The organism is Pseudarthrobacter oxydans, assembly GCF_030812335.1.
Classification (GTDB): Bacteria; Actinomycetota; Actinomycetes; order Actinomycetales; family Micrococcaceae; genus Arthrobacter; species Arthrobacter oxydans_B.
In genome coordinates, this window is sequence record NZ_JAUSSN010000005.1 from 123,727 (window position 1) to 138,915 (window position 15,189).

General features: G+C 67.8%; 12 protein-coding genes, 1 tRNA gene and 1 other RNA gene. 7 read left to right on the top strand and 7 right to left on the bottom strand.

All coding sequences use genetic code 11. The annotated features are described in order from the left end of the window. Positions 1–99: 99 nt before the first annotated feature. From recR to ffs, 3 genes are all read right to left on the bottom strand, one after another. A complete protein-coding gene (gene recR, locus J2W14_RS10125) occupies positions 100–699 on the bottom strand; it encodes a recombination mediator RecR (RefSeq protein WP_307461921.1) in 600 nt (199 codons plus the stop codon). A 51-nt stretch (positions 700–750) separates the two neighbouring features. After that, on the bottom strand, positions 751–3,885 hold the full coding sequence (locus J2W14_RS10130; protein WP_307461925.1) for a DNA polymerase III subunit gamma and tau: 3,135 nt from the start codon (positions 3,883–3,885) through the stop codon (positions 751–753). 27 nt (positions 3,886–3,912) lie between these two features. Then, positions 3,913–4,009, bottom strand: an RNA gene (ffs, locus tag J2W14_RS10135) — signal recognition particle sRNA small type. Positions 4,010–4,324: 315 nt separating this feature from the next. Here ffs and J2W14_RS10140 point away from each other — a divergent pair. Continuing rightward, positions 4,325–4,409, top strand: a tRNA-Ser gene (locus tag J2W14_RS10140). Between the two features lie 149 nt (positions 4,410–4,558). Here J2W14_RS10140 and J2W14_RS10145 read toward each other — a convergent pair. After that, the gene (locus J2W14_RS10145) at positions 4,559–5,470 is read right to left on the bottom strand and encodes an oxygenase MpaB family protein (protein WP_307461928.1); all 912 of its coding nucleotides are present in this window, start codon (positions 5,468–5,470) and stop codon (positions 4,559–4,561) included. 328 nt (positions 5,471–5,798) lie between these two features. Here J2W14_RS10145 and J2W14_RS10150 point away from each other — a divergent pair, with 328 nt between their 5' ends. From J2W14_RS10150 to J2W14_RS10165, 4 genes are all read left to right on the top strand, one after another. Beyond that, complete coding sequence (locus tag J2W14_RS10150; protein WP_307461931.1) at positions 5,799–7,229, top strand: M23 family metallopeptidase; 1,431 nt, start codon at positions 5,799–5,801, stop codon at positions 7,227–7,229. 110 nt (positions 7,230–7,339) lie between these two features. Beyond that, the gene (locus J2W14_RS10155; protein ID WP_307461933.1) at positions 7,340–7,825 is read left to right on the top strand and encodes a glutathione peroxidase; all 486 of its coding nucleotides are present in this window, start codon (positions 7,340–7,342) and stop codon (positions 7,823–7,825) included. A gap of 224 nt (positions 7,826–8,049) precedes the next feature. Beyond that, positions 8,050–9,261 (top strand): formaldehyde dehydrogenase, glutathione-independent, encoded by a 1,212-nt coding sequence (fdhA, locus tag J2W14_RS10160; RefSeq protein ID WP_307461935.1) that lies wholly within the window; start codon positions 8,050–8,052, stop codon positions 9,259–9,261. Positions 9,262–9,467: 206 nt separating this feature from the next. After that, complete coding sequence (locus tag J2W14_RS10165; RefSeq protein WP_307461937.1) at positions 9,468–10,409, top strand: phosphodiesterase; 942 nt, start codon at positions 9,468–9,470, stop codon at positions 10,407–10,409. Positions 10,410–10,412: 3 nt separating this feature from the next. On the opposite strand, the gene J2W14_RS10170 is transcribed toward J2W14_RS10165, so the two are convergent. Together J2W14_RS10170 and J2W14_RS10175 are read right to left on the bottom strand one after the other, a co-directional pair. Further along, on the bottom strand, positions 10,413–12,047 hold the full coding sequence (locus J2W14_RS10170; RefSeq protein WP_307461940.1) for a stealth family protein: 1,635 nt from the start codon (positions 12,045–12,047) through the stop codon (positions 10,413–10,415). A gap of 121 nt (positions 12,048–12,168) precedes the next feature. Then, positions 12,169–13,083: a hypothetical protein gene (locus tag J2W14_RS10175; RefSeq protein ID WP_307461943.1), complete on the bottom strand. Its 915-nt coding sequence runs from the start codon at positions 13,081–13,083 to the stop codon at positions 12,169–12,171. Between the two features lie 179 nt (positions 13,084–13,262). Here J2W14_RS10175 and J2W14_RS10180 point away from each other — a divergent pair, with 179 nt between their 5' ends. After that, entirely contained in the window at positions 13,263–13,562 is a 300-nt protein-coding gene (locus tag J2W14_RS10180) for a type II toxin-antitoxin system VapB family antitoxin (RefSeq protein WP_307461945.1), read from the top strand. After that, positions 13,555–14,226, top strand: a complete 672-nt coding sequence (locus J2W14_RS10185) for a LytR C-terminal domain-containing protein (protein WP_307461947.1) — start codon at positions 13,555–13,557, stop codon at positions 14,224–14,226. Before J2W14_RS10180 ends, J2W14_RS10185 begins: the two co-directional genes overlap by 8 nt. A 15-nt stretch (positions 14,227–14,241) precedes the next feature. Here J2W14_RS10185 and J2W14_RS10190 read toward each other — a convergent pair whose 3' ends face one another. Next, entirely contained in the window at positions 14,242–14,880 is a 639-nt protein-coding gene (locus J2W14_RS10190; RefSeq protein WP_307461948.1) for a TetR/AcrR family transcriptional regulator, read from the bottom strand. Positions 14,881–15,189 lie beyond the last annotated feature (309 nt).

Genomic DNA, 15,189 nt, shown 5'->3' on the forward strand with positions numbered 1-15,189 from the left:
CATATTGGCCTTATGTCCATCCGTGGGCGCGGAGGCTGGGCATGTCCACGCCGGGCAGAAGGGCGACGGCGGCAGCCGCCGAGGCGATTGGCGGAGCCGCTAGCTCAGGGCGTTGCGCCGGCCTTCGAAGGCGCGGCCGAGAGTGACCTCGTCGGCGTATTCGAGGTCTCCGCCCACGGGCAGGCCCGAGGCCAGCCGGGTCACGGCGATGCCTATCGATTTGAGCATCCGCGCCAGGTAGGTCGCGGTGGCCTCGCCCTCCAGGTTGGGGTCGGTGGCGATGATGATTTCCTGGATGGCGCCGTCGTTGAGCCGGGTGAGGAGTTCCCGGATCCGGAGCTGCTCGGGGCCGATACCGGCAATGGGGTTAATCGCCCCGCCGAGCACGTGGTACCGGCCCCGGAAGGAGCGGGTACGCTCGACGGCGAGGACGTCCTTGGATTCCTCAACCACGCAGATGATCGAGGGGTCCCGGCGGGGGTCGCGGCAGATGTTGCACAGCTCCTGTTCCGTGACGTTGCCGCACACGGTGCAGAATTTGACCCGTTCCTTGACGCTGGTGATGGCGTCGACGAGCCGCTTCATGTCCTGCGGATCGGCCTCGAGGATGTGGAAGGCCAGCCGCTGGGCGGACTTGGGCCCGACTCCGGGAAGGCGTCCGAGCTCGTCGATCAGCTCTTGAACTGCACCTTCGTACACTGTGTCCTCGTTCGTTTGGGGTGGTGACGGGTGGTGGACCCGGCGGTGCGGCTAGAAGCGCGGCGGCAGCGGGCTTCCGTCCAGGGACCGCTCTTCAACAAGTTTTCCGCCCAGGATGCGCTCGACGGCGGCCCGTCCGAAGACGCCCGATTCCTCGATCGTTTCGTCATCCGCGCTGGGGATGTCCTGGACATAGGTGGTCGTGGCGGCCGTTGCCCGGGCCGGGGCTTTGGCGCGGCCTGCTTCGGCTTCCGGGCTGTTGGAGAGCCGTTGATAGAGGCTTTGCCGGCCCGTCGAAGGCGCCGCTGCCGCGGATGCGGTGGCCGCAGCCGGCGACGCGGCCGGTGACGCGGGTGCGGCCGCTGGGGCGGTGGTTGCTGAGGGCGCGGGCGCAGCCATCGGCGCGGCGTTTGTGGAGGCCGGAAGGGAGGGGGCGCCCACCGACACCAACTCCGCGGAATCTCCCCACCCGTTGGACGACGAGGTGACCGGCTCGTACGCGGCGGTAGCCGACACTGCTGCGGCGTAGTGCGGGACCTGGGCCGCCGCAGGTTCGTAGTGCGGCGGTTCCGGCTCCGGCGCCGGCTCGGGGGCCACGGGTTTCCCGGGCGCGTAGCTTCCGACGTTGGAGTCGGAGCCGATCGTCCAGATTCCGGGGGCCTGCTCGACGGCGCGGGCCCACGGGTCGTTGGCGGTGTCCGGAGCCTGCGGTGCCGGGGTGCCGGCTGGAGGGTTCGCGGCAGCGCGGGAACGCGCCGGCGAAGCGGCCCTCTTGCGGGCCGGAGCGGCGGAGGGCGGGGCGGGAGCCGGCTGGGCGGCCCGCGCCACGACTGGGGCCGCGGGGTCCCAGTCCATGGGCGGTTCCTCGTCCAGCGGCGGAGCGTCCTCGTCCCGCGGCGGGCCCCAGTCATCGTCGGGGTAGGCGTAGGAGCCGGCGGCCTCCGGGGAAGCGCTCGGAAGTTCACCTTTGGCCGGGGCTGCCGGCACAGCAGACGGCGGTTCCTCGGGGGCAACAGCTGCCGGAACGTGCGTCGGCGCCGGGGAAGGCGAGATGGATGCGGCGGCGGGTGTCTGGACCGGAGCGGCCGGTGTGACGGGACGAGATGCTGGTGTCTCTGCAGCAGGCGAAGGCTCCGACCCTGCCGGGACGGTCTCTGCTGCACCGGAAGGAGCCGGGGCGGCGGCCGGCGTCAGGCCCCAGTCCGCGTCGGTGGACGTGGCCGGGACGTCCCGGCTAACGGGTGCTTTTGGGTTTGGCTCAGAGCTCGCTGCGCTGTTGCTTCCGCTGGCCACGGCATTGATCTGGCATTCTATGCCGATGGTCTTGTGGATCGCCTGCCGCAGGTTCTCGGAGTGATCCGCCCGGCCGAACGCGCCGGCCAGCCCTGAGGTGGTGAAGGCGAGCGTCAGGACATGGTCTTCGAAGTGGCCCACCTGGGCATTGGGTTCGACCAGGGCCCACGTGCTCCGCTTGATCTTGGTCAGCGTCTGCAGGATCTCCGGCCAGGCGCGGCGGAGCACTTCGACGTCGGGCCCGGAGCCGGTGGCCGCGGCGCGCGGGGCTGAGGGAGCCGCGGTCGCCGGCTGACTTTGGGCAGGTGCGGCTGCGGCTGCGGGCGCCGGTGAAGGAGCGGTTGGGGTCGGTGCAGCGGGGGCCGGACTGGACGGGACCGGGGCTGGGGATGCCGCAGCCGCGGCCGCCGGATGCACCGGCGCCGGCTGGGGTGCCGGGGCCCGCCCGGGCTCCGCACGGTTAACCGCGGCGGACTCGTCGACGGGCCAGTCGCCGGTGCTGACGCGCGGCGGGGTAAGTGTTTCCCTGGCCGGTTCGGCGTCGCGCCCGGGTGCGACGGAAGGCGCGGAGGCTGCCGGGGCTGCGGGGCCCGCGGCGGCCGGAGCTGCAGCTGCAGGAACCGGAGCCAGCGGGGCCGCGTCCGGGGCAGCGACGGCGGGCGCGGCTGTGGCCGGGACAGCGGAGGCGGCGTGCGGGGCGGCCGGTGCCCCGACGTCGTTGCCGGCATAATTCAGGCGGCGTTCCACCCTGTCGATCCGGGCGGCAATGCCGCGCTCGGTCTGCTCGGAGGACGGCAGCAGGATGCGGGCGCAGAGCAGCTCCAGATGGAGCCGCGGCGACGTGGCGCCGGTCATTTCGGTCAGGGCCGTGTTGGTGACGTCCGCCGCGCGCGACAGCTCGGCCGCGCCCAGGTTGTGGGCCTGGTTCTGCAAACGCGCGATCTGGTCCGCGGGCATGCCGCGGAGGATCGACTGGGCGCTTTCCGGCATAGCCTGGACGATGATGAGGTCGCGGAAGCGCTCGAGCAGGTCCTCCACGAAACGTCGGGGGTCATGCCCGGTCTGGATGACCCGGTCCACGGCCCGGAACACCGTGGCGGCGTCGGAGGCTGCCACGGCCTCGACGACGTCGTCGAGCAGGGACGCATGGGTGTAGCCGAGCAGCGCGACGGCGAGTTCGTAGTCCAGGCCGTTGGGTCCGGCGCCCGCCATGAGCTGGTCCAGGACCGAGAGCGAGTCCCGCACCGAACCGCCGCCGGCGCGGATCACGAGCGAGAGCACGCCCGGGGCCACGGCGACGTTCTCCTGCGTGCAGAGCAGTTCGAGGTACGCCATGAGCGGTTCCGGCGGCACGAGCCGGAACGGGTAGTGGTGCGTGCGGGAGCGGATGGTGCCGATGACCTTGTCCGGCTCCGTGGTGGCGAAGATGAACTTGATGTGTTCCGGCGGTTCTTCGACGATCTTGAGCAGCGCGTTGAACCCGGCGGACGTGACCATATGGGCCTCGTCGATGATGAAGATCTTGTAGCGGTCGCGGACAGGAGCGTACGTGGCCCGTTCGCGCAGGTCACGGGCGTCGTCGACACCACCGTGGCTGGCGGCGTCTATTTCAATGACGTCGAGGGATCCGGAGCCGCCGCGGGCGAGCTCCACGCAGCTGGGGCACTTGCCGCAGGGGGTGTCCGTGGGGCCCTCGGCGCAGTTCAGGCAGCGGGCCAGGATGCGCGCGGAGGTGGTCTTTCCGCAGCCGCGGGGGCCCGAGAAGAGGTAGGCGTGGTTGACGCGGTTCTTGCGCAGAGCCGTCATCAGCGGCTCGGTGACGTGTTCCTGCCCGATAACGTCCGCGAACGAATCGGGGCGGTATCTGCGGTAAAGGGCGGTTGTAACAGTCACAGATAAACCCTACCAATCGGCACAGACATAAAAGACCCCTCATGCACCCGCCAGAGCCCATTTACCCTTGCTACCTTCCGGTCCTGGGGGAGTTCAACAGGATGACGCCACATGAGGGGCCGTCAGCAAGTTTACCCGACGTTTGAGTGTGCCCCGAATCGTGCACTGCGCACCCGGAAAATCCCGCGGGACATGCCCAATTTTCGCGGCTCCGAGTGGGCATTCCGGGCTTATGTCCAGTGGCGGCGCGGGACGCGGGGCGGGGGAGCGCGCGGGTGGACATGCCCATTTCTCGCGGCTCCGAGTGGGCATTCCGGGCTTATGTCCAGTGGCGGCGCCTAACGTGGGGCATGTCCCGTGGGGCGGGGGCCGAGGGGTCAATTGGGCGATGCCGGGAAGTTCAGGTATTCTAGTATCTGCTTTTGATTCAGAAGCTACTGGAGAATTCGCCTAGCGGCCTATGGCGCACGCCTGGAACGCGTGTTGGGTTAACGCCCTCGGGGGTTCAAATCCCCCATTCTCCGCGGTTGGCCCCGGTCCCTTGGACCGGGGCCTTTTTGCGTCCCACGGAATCCCCGCAGCCGGGCGTTAGCGGGGTTAGCGGCCCAAATGTGTACGTTTTGGCCGCTGACCCCAAAATCCCGGCACTGGAAACCCGGGCGCCGGTCCGGCCTCAGGCCAGGCGGCCCAGCCTGCGCAGGCGGGCCCGGGCGGCCTGCTCGCTGGGACCGACCCGACCCAGGGCAAGATGGACGACGCCGAGCGTCACCTTTGTGGCCAGCCGCACCGGCAGCGGGATGGGGCCCAGCCGTGCCGTCCGCAGTCCCAGCAGGTCGCGGTATTTGGGCTCCAGGCTTGCCACGGCCGCCGCGAACAGCACCCGGTAGCCAGGCCTGAGCACCCGATGGAGCGGCGGATTGCGGATGAACGACACCGTCTCGGCGACCCTCTCGTCGGAACGGAGCTCGCCGGCGTCGTGCCACCGGTCCAGCTGCCGGCGCATTTCCGCCTCGCTGAGTGGCGGGGACTCCACTCCCATGAGCTGGCCGGCGTGCGCCCACTCCCGCACGTAGGCGTCGGGGCCGCCCGGAATCGGTCTGCCCCAGATCTTGTGCGCCGACAAGAATGCGTCGGTGAAGGCAATGTGCACCCAGCGGAGCAGCTCCGGATCATTCGCCGCATAGCTCCGGACGACGCCATGTCCGTCCACGTAATCCCCGCGCACCGACCCATGGAGCCGCAACACCCAGTCGGAGGCGGCCCGGGCCGCGGCGGTTGAACCGTAGGAAACCGTAAAGATCCAGCGGATCGTCCCGGCAAGCCGGCCCAGGGGGTCCTCGCGGAAGCGGGAGTGGTCGTGGACGCCGGCCAGCGCCCCGGGATGGAGCGCCTGCATGAGCAAGGCGCGAATTCCCGCCACGATCGTCGGCATGTCCCCGTGGACGGCCCAGACCGCAGATCCTGGCAAGTGGTAGCCAGGATCGTCGCCTTCCGCCAAGCGCGGGACCCAGTCCGGCACGGCGTCCCGGGTCCCGGTGAACGTCTGCTTGAGTTCTGCCTGCCATTCCCTGAGGAAGTTGCGCATACTCCATTCTCACCCACCGCTGCGGCGCCCAGTACCTGCCCCGATCCTGAGGACTACTGGTCCACCACCTGTAGTTGGAAAGGGGTAGTTAATACGGTTCCCAGGTCCCCGCGATTGTGGTCCCATAAGAGCGTGAGTCCGCAAAATTGGGGACTGGCGAACAGGATGCGGGAGTCACATCGTGGGAAAACACTGGGGAAACTCATCGAGTGAGCGGACAGTCAGAGCGCGAATCATTGCTGCGCGCTGTCTATCCGGCGGCTTCTGCCTCTCCCTGGCGGTCCTGACGTTCGGCGTCCAAGGACTCTCGGGCAGCGGCGCGGCCGTTGTGCCGTCCCCCTCTCAGGCCTATGGCGTCGTGGGACCGGGCACGCTGAATCCGGACACTCCGGGCACGGCCGGTGCCCGCACCGCCCCGGCCGCTGACGCCCTGACGTCGGCGGCCTTCACTGCGGATGCCTTGGCGCTCGTGGCCTATACCCGGTCAACGGTTGAGACGACTTCCAAGGACGGCGTCCCCGGGGAGCTCAATGTGGCGTCCGCCGGACTGAAACGGCCCGCCGAAGGCTACCTCATGGCCCCACTCGAATCCCTGCGGGAGTCCTCGTCGTTCGGGCTGCGCACCAGCCCCATCACGGGGTCATCCGGGGAATTTCACTGGGGCCAGGACTTTGCCGCGGCGTGCGGCACCCGAGTCTACTCGGCCGACGCCGGCGTGGTGCGGGCTGTCGGCTGGCATCCGTGGGGCGGCGGAAACCGCGTGGAAATCGACCACGGCAACGGGCTCATCACCACGTACAACCATCTTGAGGGGATCGCCGTCAAGAAAGGCGACTCGGTGCGGGTTGGCGAGGTCATTGCCCGGGTGGGAACGACCGGATCCTCCACCGGATGCCACCTGCATTTTGAGACCATCCTGAACGGCTCGCACAAGAATCCGCACGACTGGATACTTCTCCCGATTGTGCAGACGGACCAGCTGGGCGCCCTCGAGATGGCCAGCTACGCGCCCGACGCCGGCAAGCCCTCCAATACTTCCCTTGGCTGGGCGATCCCGGTGTCTGAAGACGGGACGCATGTAGTTGCTGGCGGCGCCGAGGAAGTGCCCGCTGCAGCGCTGCCGGGAGTGCCATACTCCTCGTCCCCCGCGCCCGAGCCCACTCCGTCCATCTGGGACGCGCTGTCGCCGACGAAGACGCGGTCTGACACGCCAACACCCGAACCGAGCCAGCCGCCGGGCGGGACCACGACGACGGCGGGCACAGCGACGCCGAGTGACACCCCGCCACCGTCGGAGCCGAGCACCGAGCCCCCGCCACCGTCGGAGCCGAGCACCGAGCCCCCGCCACCGTCGGAGCCGAGCACGGCACCACCGCCTCCCGCGGAGCCGGAGCCGAGTACGGAGCCCCCGCCGCCAACAGAAACGCCGACGCCGTCGCCGTCGCCGGAGCCCACCTCGGAACCGGCACTGCCGCCTCCGCCGCCGGTCGTGGAGCCCGCTCCTCCGCCGCCCCCGCCGCCGGCGCCCACCTCGGAACCGGCACCGCCGCCGCCGGTCGTGGAACCGGAACCTGCACCGCCGCCTCCGCCGCCTCCGCCGCCGGTCGTGGAGCCCGCTCCGCCGCCCCCTCCTCCGCCGCCGGTCGTGGAGCCCGCTCCGCCGCCCCCGGCGCCCACCGAGGAACCGCCGCCGCCCGCGCCCACCGTAACCGCTGAACCGTCGGCGACCACGGACCCGTCACTGTCCCCTGGCCCGTAGACGGCACAAACCCATACCTCCACGCGTTGGTATCGAATGACAGTCGTGACCCATTCCGGAACGCCGCTCCGGACACGAACTTCATAACCGACTTCGCGAGGAACCTTCCCATGACCTCTCTGCATAGCATTCCGCTCACCCTCATCGACGGCACGGACACCGATTTTGGCCGCTTCAAGGGGGAGGTGGTGCTGGTAGTGAATGTTGCTTCACAGTGCGGGTTCACGCCGCAGTACGCCGGCTTGGAGGCGCTGCACAACAAGTTCCGCGGGCAGGGCTTCCAGGTCCTCGGTGTGCCCTGCAACCAGTTCGCTGGCCAGGAACCCGCCGCCGACGCCGAGATCGCCGAATTCTGCGAGCGGAATTTCGGCGTGACCTTCCCGCTCACCACCAAGGCCGACGTCCGCGGCAAGAACCAGCACCCGCTCTACGCCGAGCTCACCAAATTCAAGAACAGCTTTTTGCCGGGACTGGTGAAATGGAACTTTGAGAAGTTCCTGGTGAACCGCGACGGCGAGGTGGTGGCCCGTTTTGCCCCCACCGTGGAGCCGGACTCATCGGAGATTATTGAAGCGGTCCAGTCCGCCATTAGCTGAGAGCCGGCTCCCAGAGCACAAGGGGACAACGGCCCCTATCCCTAAGTATGCTTACGGCCCTAGACTGGCCGGACCGTCGAAATCACCCGGGCACACGCACGGCGTTGACACGCGTGTGTGAGCTGGCTGTACCGCTGCCACAGGCCCGGGGACGGTGCATCAGCACGCTTCGAGAATCACAACTGGACACTCATATTGGGGTCCGTGAAACCAGGAGGAAAGCGATGACAGGGAACAAAGCCGTTGCCTACAAGGGACCGGGCAAGGTCGAACTGATCGACATTGACTACCCCAGCTTCGAGCTTAAAGACGGCCCGGGGGTCAACCCCGCCAACGTGGGCCGTTCGGTGCGCCATGGCGTAATCCTCAAAACCGTTGCCACGAACATTTGCGGCTCCGACCAGCACATGGTTCGAGGCCGCACCACAGCCCCCGCGGACCTGGTGCTGGGCCACGAAATCACTGGCGAAGTCGTGGAAGTCGGACCGGACGTGGAATTCATCAAGGTGGGGGACATCTGCTCGGTCCCCTTCAACATCGCCTGCGGCCGCTGCCGCAACTGCAAGGAGCGGAAGACGGGCATCTGCCTCAACGTCAACCCCGCACGCCCGGGTGCCGCTTACGGCTACGTGGACATGGGAGGCTGGGTCGGTGGCCAGGCCAACTATGTCCTGGTGCCGTACGCAGACTGGAACCTGCTGAAGTTCCCGGACAGGGACCAGGCCCTCGAGAAGATGATGGACCTGGCGATGCTGTCAGATATCTTCCCGACGGGCTTCCATGGCGCCGTCAGCGCCGGTGTGGGCGTGGGCTCCACGGTCTACATCGCGGGCGCCGGTCCGGTCGGACTGGCCGCGGCCACCAGCGCGCATCTGCTGGGTGCCGCCGTCGTGATTGTCGGAGACCTGAACGCCGACCGCCTGGCCCGGGCGCGCAGCTTCGGCTGCGAGACCGTTGATCTGACCGAGGGCGGGCCCGCGGAACAGATTGAACAGATCCTCGGGGTGCCCGAAGTCGACTGCGGTGTCGACGCCGTCGGTTTCGAAGCCCGGGGACACGGCCACGACGCCAAGGAAGCTCCGGCAACGGTGCTCAACTCGCTGATGGATATCACGGCCGCCGGCGGTGCGCTGGGTATTCCGGGACTTTACGTCACCGGGGACCCGGGCGGCATCGACGAGGCCGCCAAGAAGGGCGCGCTCTCGCTCAGTCTCGGCACCGGCTGGGCCAAGTCGCTGAGCTTCACCACCGGCCAGTGTCCGGTGATGAAATACAACCGCCAGCTGATGATGGCGATCCTGCATGACAAGGTCCACATCGCCCAGAACGTCAACGCGAAGGCAATCCCGCTGGAGGACGCACCGAAGGGTTACGCGGAGTTCGACGCCGGCGCTGCCACCAAGTACGTGCTGAATCCGAACGGATACCTGAGCTAAACCGCACGGAATCCGAGTAGTGATAATCCGGCGGGCACGGCCGGCCCTGACCAGGGCAGGTATGTGTCCGCCGGATTACTCGGTTATTGCCTCTTTTCGAACATGCCTACTGGTGTTTGCACATTGTTGGCCGAATGTCTGGTTGGATAGATATTACTGAGAGGGACGCTGGAGGCAACCGCTTCCACCCAACCAGGAAGGTAGCAATGGAGCTCATCGAGGCCGAGCACCCCCGGCCACGTCATTTTTTACTCCATCTGAGTGACCCCCACCTGCTGGGAGGTTCGGCGCCATTGCATGGTGTGGTCGACAGCGACGCCCTGCTCCAGCAACTCTTTGACGAAGTCCGGGCTTCCGGTGCCCGCCCCGAAGCCGTGATTTTCACCGGCGACCTCGCCGACCGGGGGGAACCCGAGGCCTATGCCAAGTTGCGGGCCATCGTGGAGCCCGCCTGCAAGGCCATGGGCGCGAAAGTCATCTGGGCGATGGGCAACCACGACAACCGCGCCCACTTCCGCACCGGTCTGCTGGACCTGCCGGCCGACGACGCCCCCGTGGACCACACGTACTACATCAACGGGCTGCGGATCATTACCCTCGACACGTCCGTCCCCGGCTTCCACCACGGAGAGCTGAGCCCGGATCAGCTGGAGTGGCTGGCGGCCGAGCTCGCCACTCCCGCCCCGGACGGGACCATCCTTGCCCTGCACCACCCGCCGGTGCCCTCGGTCCTGGACCTCGCCGTCCTGGTGGAACTTCGGAACCAGACGGCACTGGCCGGGGTTCTGCGGAACTCCGACGTCCGTTCGATTCTGGGCGGCCACCTGCACTATTCGACGACGGCGACCTTCGCTGGGATCCCGGTCTCCGTGGCGTCGGCCACCTGTTACACGCAGGACCTTAACGTGCCGGTCGGCGGAACCCGCGGACGCGACGGCGGACAGGCCTTCAACCTGGTCCACGTCTACGAGCACACGATCGTGCACTCCGTCGTCCTGCTCGGCGACACCCCGGCAGTCGGCGAACTCGTCTCGGCCGCGGAAGCCCAGCGGCGGATCACCGCGGCAGGGATTCGCATCCCGGTCAAGGCGAAGCTCGAAGACCCGGCCAGGACGCCGGGCCACCGCCGGCTGACCGCCAGCAACTAACCCCTACTTCTCCCAGGGAGCCTTGATGGGGTAGTACTTCTCCAGGAAGTCCGTCACGAGTTCGGCCCGTTCCTCGGCCGGGACCTCCGGGAAGCTGCCGTCGTTGAGGCAGAAGAAGTCCATGTTCCGCTTGGCGAGCAGCTTGGGCAGGTAGTTGAGTCCGGCCCGTGCGGTGGTGTCCACGTAGCGCACCTTGGCCGCCGTCTGGGTGACGGCGCGGCCGGTGAGCAGCGCGTAGTAGTGGTAGAACGAATTGGTCACAGAGATGTTGTCCGCCGCGCGGAACGTGCTGGCCGCCGTCTTGGCGAATTCCGCCGGAAACTCCTGCTCCATCTGGGCGACGACGCTGCGCCGCAGCGGCGCAGCCGTGTGCTCCAGATGCCGGGTGGTGATCCGGCCGAACCGGTCCCAGAGCAGCTTCCGGTTCACCCGGGCCGCGTTCTCGAACCCGCTGCGCTCCGTGTCGTTGTCTCCGAGCCCGATCCGGGTTTCCGCCTCGATGAACTTCGTGATGCCGCCAGGGGTGAAGAACATGTCCGGTCCGACGGCGCGGCCGAAGAACATGTCGTCATTTGAGTACAGGAAGTGCTCGGACAGGCCTTGGATGTGGTGCAGCTGGCACTCCACTGCCTGCGAGTTGTGGGTGGGCAGCACGGCGGGGTCGGCGAAGAACTCCTCGCTGCGGACGATCGTGACACTCGGGTGGTCCGCCAGCCAGGAGGGCGCGGGGGAGTCCGTGGCGATGAAGATGCGGCGGATCCAGGGCGCGAACATGTAAACCGAGCGCAGCGCGTACTTGAGTTCGTCGATCTGGCGGAAGCGGGCCTCGTGGTCGTCGCCTTCGCCCACGACAACGCCGGCCATCCGTGCGCGCCGCGCCGCAATGTACTCCGGGGAGCTGCCGTCCACCCAGGAAAACACGAGATCGATGTCGAAGCTGATGTCACTGGCATGGTCCGCGAACATGTTCTCGATGGTGGGCCAGGTGTGGCCGTACCGCTCAACCGTGCCGCGGACGGCGTCCTGGGCCAGCATCGTCCGGCGGGTCAGCGAGTTCTCGATCGGGAGGATCAGCTCGTCGCCTTCGAAACTCCACAGTTCCAGCTGCACGCCGGCCGAGGCTCCGAACTCGAAGCCGCCTTCCGGTTCGACCCGGGGACGGTACAGCCGGAAGATCCGCGACTGCCGGTTGGGGGAGAGTTCGCCGTCGGCAACCAGCACCGAGGACTTCTTCTTGGCGTCGACGCTCATCGAGTAGAAGGGCTCATCGTGGCAGGCCTCCACGAGCGCGTCGCGGAGTTCCTTGCGGTCCTTCCAGTCCACGGCGATGACGGGCCGGTCGTTGTTGCCGCGGACCAGGAGGTAGTCCAGCCCGGCGCCGTCCAGCACCGAGCGGATGAACATCAGGTCCTCGACCATGGCCTGGTACGGCGTGCGGTTCTCGTTGATCAGTCCGTACCGGCCCCGGCGGCGCACAACGTCCTGGCGCGCCCGGAATCTCGCGACGGCAGCCGCGGAGGTGACCTCGTCGTGGGCGTCGACCGATGCCTGGCTGCCGTAGTAGATCTCGTCCTGGACCAATGCGTCTGTAATTTCGATTCTCCGTGATTGTTTGCGTGAATGTGTCCCTACTTGCATAATAACGTCCGCCCCAAAATCGACCCGAATTTCCGCGGCTGGAACGCCGCCAGTGTGGGCCGCAAGAGGCCCCCGTCCGCCCCCGGAGCCCTCGGCCCGGGGGTTACTGCAGTCCGCCGGTTCAGCCCAGCAGTGCCTGGCGCCAGCTGTGCAGGAAAGCCGCCCCGGCGTCGTCGTGGATGACGTCCTCGCCAAGCCCCAGGTCCGCCGCGGTGAGTACGTCATACGGTTTCACCGGGATGCCGTCGGCGGGCCGGACGTCGACGTGTTTCACCGGGTGGTCGTTGTGGTGCAGCCAGTCGGCCATGGCGTAGTCGGTGCGGGAATCGCCGACCGTGCGCCAGGCCTGCGGGGTGACACCCTGCGCCGCCAGCAGCTCCACGGCCCGGCTCGCGCCGAGGTCCTTGCCGAGCCGGACCGACTCGATGTCGGTGGAGATGATGGTCGGATCCACGCGGTAGTCGATCCGGTCATCGGAATCCGGGGCGTGGTGGTCCAGCCGCACCACACCGAGGCCGTGCCGGCCCATCAGCTCCATGGCATCGGCGTCGAAGAGCTGCTGCTCGGCGCGGTAGTCGGAGTTCTCGACGGCGATGTGCTGCTCCACGGAGACCATGGCCAGCTTGGTCTCGTCGAAGAACATGTGAGCGGCGTAGTCCTCGGCCACCAGACGCCGGACGTCGTCGCCAAAGCTCCGCGGGATGGCCAGATCGTGATCGACGTGGACCGGACCGGGTCCCGCGGCGGTGTAGCTGAACCAGACGGCGCCCTTCTCGCACACGGCATGGATGAGGGTGCCGGCCGGCATTCCGGCGGCGATCATCGGTTCCATTACCTGTTCGCGGATGAAGGCCGCCGACCGGCCGGTGTTGAAGATGACCGGGATCCCCGCCGCGGCCAGCGCCAGCAGGTCCGCGATGATCACCGGCTGCACCGCACGGGTGACGGGGCTCGCCACGGGACCGTCGACGTCGAGCAACAGTGCCAGCGGGGGAGCCGACGGCGAGGGGGACGCTGAGGTCTCGGGAATTGTCATGGCCCCATTCTCCCAGCAGCCGGGCATCTTTGCATGTCTTGTGGACCGTACCGCTGTCACGGTGTTGACTGTGACAGCTCGGGCGGCACGGTATGACAAATGGTTACTGTTTGGCTACAACCTCCCGGCACCGGGAGTCGTGGATTCCTTTGGCCGTCCAAGTTCCTTAGTCTTGCAGGGTGATATTCAAAGCCGTGGGCGAGGGACGCCCGTACCCTGACCATGGTTACACCACGCCCAAGGACTGGGCAACGCTGCCGCCGCGGCCGGTCCGGCTGGATGAGCTGGTGACCACCAAGCGCACGCTCGACCTCGAGGCGCTGCTGGCCGAGGACTCGACGTTCTTCGGCGATCTGTTCCCGCACGTGGTGGAATACCGCGGCGTCCTGTACCTGGAGGACGGCCTGCACCGCGCCGTTCGGACCGCGCTGCACCAGCGGACAGCGATCCACGCGCGTGTGCTGGTGATAAATGGCTAGAAAGCCGAAGGACGTCACCGTCCTGCACGGACACCAGGTCATTACCGGCTCGGATCTGCGGGCCACTTTCGTGGAGGACGAGGAGCTTAACCACAATCCCGTCAGGAAGCGACGACGCATCCTGCACGGGGTCGTCCTGGTGCTGCTCGTCGGGCTGGTGGCCGCCGCCATTGTCGTTGCGCTGGCTATCATGAACGGCCAGATCAAGATCCCGACGGCGGAGCGCAGCCAGGCCGCCGCGTCCGTCTGCCCGGAAGCGCGCTTCGACTACACGCCGCCGGAGACGATCAACCTCAATGTCTTCAACTCGACCTCCCGCCCGGGCCTGGCCCGCTCCGTGGCCGACGAGTTCGCGGCCCGCAAGTTCATCGTCGGGGCCGTTGCCAACACGACCTCGAGCTACCGGGGGATAGCGTTGGTCGTTTCCGGCGCCGCGGGCCAGTCCGCGGCGTTCACCGTGCAGCGGAACCTGCCGGGCTCGGACTACTTCCAGGACGGCCGGACAGACCCGAGCGTGGACGTCATCCTCACCGGAGACTTCCAGCAACTGGCGAACCCGGAACTCGTCGACCAGACGCCGGGCCAACTCAGCTGCCCGCGCGAGGACCGGCGGATCGCCGACGAATCCGGGTCGCCCGTGACGCCCACCCCGCCGGCCGGGTAGCGCCGGGCCCGGACGTCAGGTGGATACACGAAGGGGTCGGCCGTCGTCGCCGAACCGGGCCCCGGCGCCGAGCTGGACGAACCGCACAGTCCGGGCAACCCGGGCCTCCGCCTCGGCGTCCTGGCCGACGCCGTCACCGCGGGCGGCGCTGGAGGACAGGGTGCCGTGGATGAGCTGCGCGAGCTGGGTGATGTCCGACTCGGGCAGGTAGCCCTGGGCGATGCCGTCCCGGAGGATGCCCTGCAGGAGCACGCTGAGTTCCCCGACGTGGTCCGCCAGCTTCGCGAACGATGCTGGCGAGAGCACGGCCCCCATCGCGGGGCCGGGCGGCAGGTGCCGCCGGCTGAGGTCCTCGACCTGGGCGCGGACGTACAGGGCCAGGCGGTCCACCGGGTTCTCCAGCGCAGCCAGGGATTCGCGCAGCTCGACCAGGAAGCGCTCGGTCTCATCCAGCGCATAGGCGATCAGAAGCTCTTCGATGTCCGCGTAGTAGTTGTACACGGCGGTGCGGCCGATCCGGGCGTGGCGTGCGACGTCGGTCATGGTCAGCCCCGGGAGCCCGTGCGTGAACAGGAGTTCGCCGAAGGCGGTCAGGATGCGGTGCTGGGTCTCGGCTCGTTGGGCGGCGTTGCTCGCGGCCGAAATCCTGGGCATACGGACACTTTAGCGCGATCTGTCAGTAAACCGGCGCTTATTGCCGGCAGCGACCCCGGGCACCAGATGACATTTCCGGCGGTAGATGAGTCAGCCATGACGCGAGAAGCATGGTGAAGGCGCTCCGAATGGTCATTGATACTCTCGGCTGTGCTGTTCCTCGCCGGCTATTCCGTCAAGCTCATTCCACAAATAAGCAAGTTGTCGCGTCACCGGTGCTCCGACCGTAGCGCTTGCTGCGCCTGGTCAGGATCCTGTGGGTCGTTCACCGCTTCAGGGCAATTGCCGTCGCGGCAGAGAGCCCGCGTT

Excerpts from the sequence above, each read along its gene's own strand:
- J2W14_RS10145 (WP_307461928.1), bottom strand. The coding sequence starts at position 5,470 with ATGCGCAACTTCCTCAGGGAATGGCAGGCAGAACTCAAGCAGACGTTC.
- J2W14_RS10155 (WP_307461933.1), top strand. The coding sequence starts at position 7,340 with ATGACCTCTCTGCATAGCATTCCGCTCACCCTCATCGACGGCACGGAC.
- fdhA (WP_307461935.1), top strand. The coding sequence starts at position 8,050 with ATGACAGGGAACAAAGCCGTTGCCTACAAGGGACCGGGCAAGGTCGAA.
- J2W14_RS10165 (WP_307461937.1), top strand. The coding sequence starts at position 9,468 with ATGGAGCTCATCGAGGCCGAGCACCCCCGGCCACGTCATTTTTTACTC.
- J2W14_RS10170 (WP_307461940.1), bottom strand. The coding sequence starts at position 12,047 with ATGCAAGTAGGGACACATTCACGCAAACAATCACGGAGAATCGAAATT.
- J2W14_RS10175 (WP_307461943.1), bottom strand. The coding sequence starts at position 13,083 with ATGACAATTCCCGAGACCTCAGCGTCCCCCTCGCCGTCGGCTCCCCCG.
- J2W14_RS10185 (WP_307461947.1), top strand. The coding sequence starts at position 13,555 with ATGGCTAGAAAGCCGAAGGACGTCACCGTCCTGCACGGACACCAGGTC.
- J2W14_RS10190 (WP_307461948.1), bottom strand. The coding sequence starts at position 14,880 with ATGCCCAGGATTTCGGCCGCGAGCAACGCCGCCCAACGAGCCGAGACC.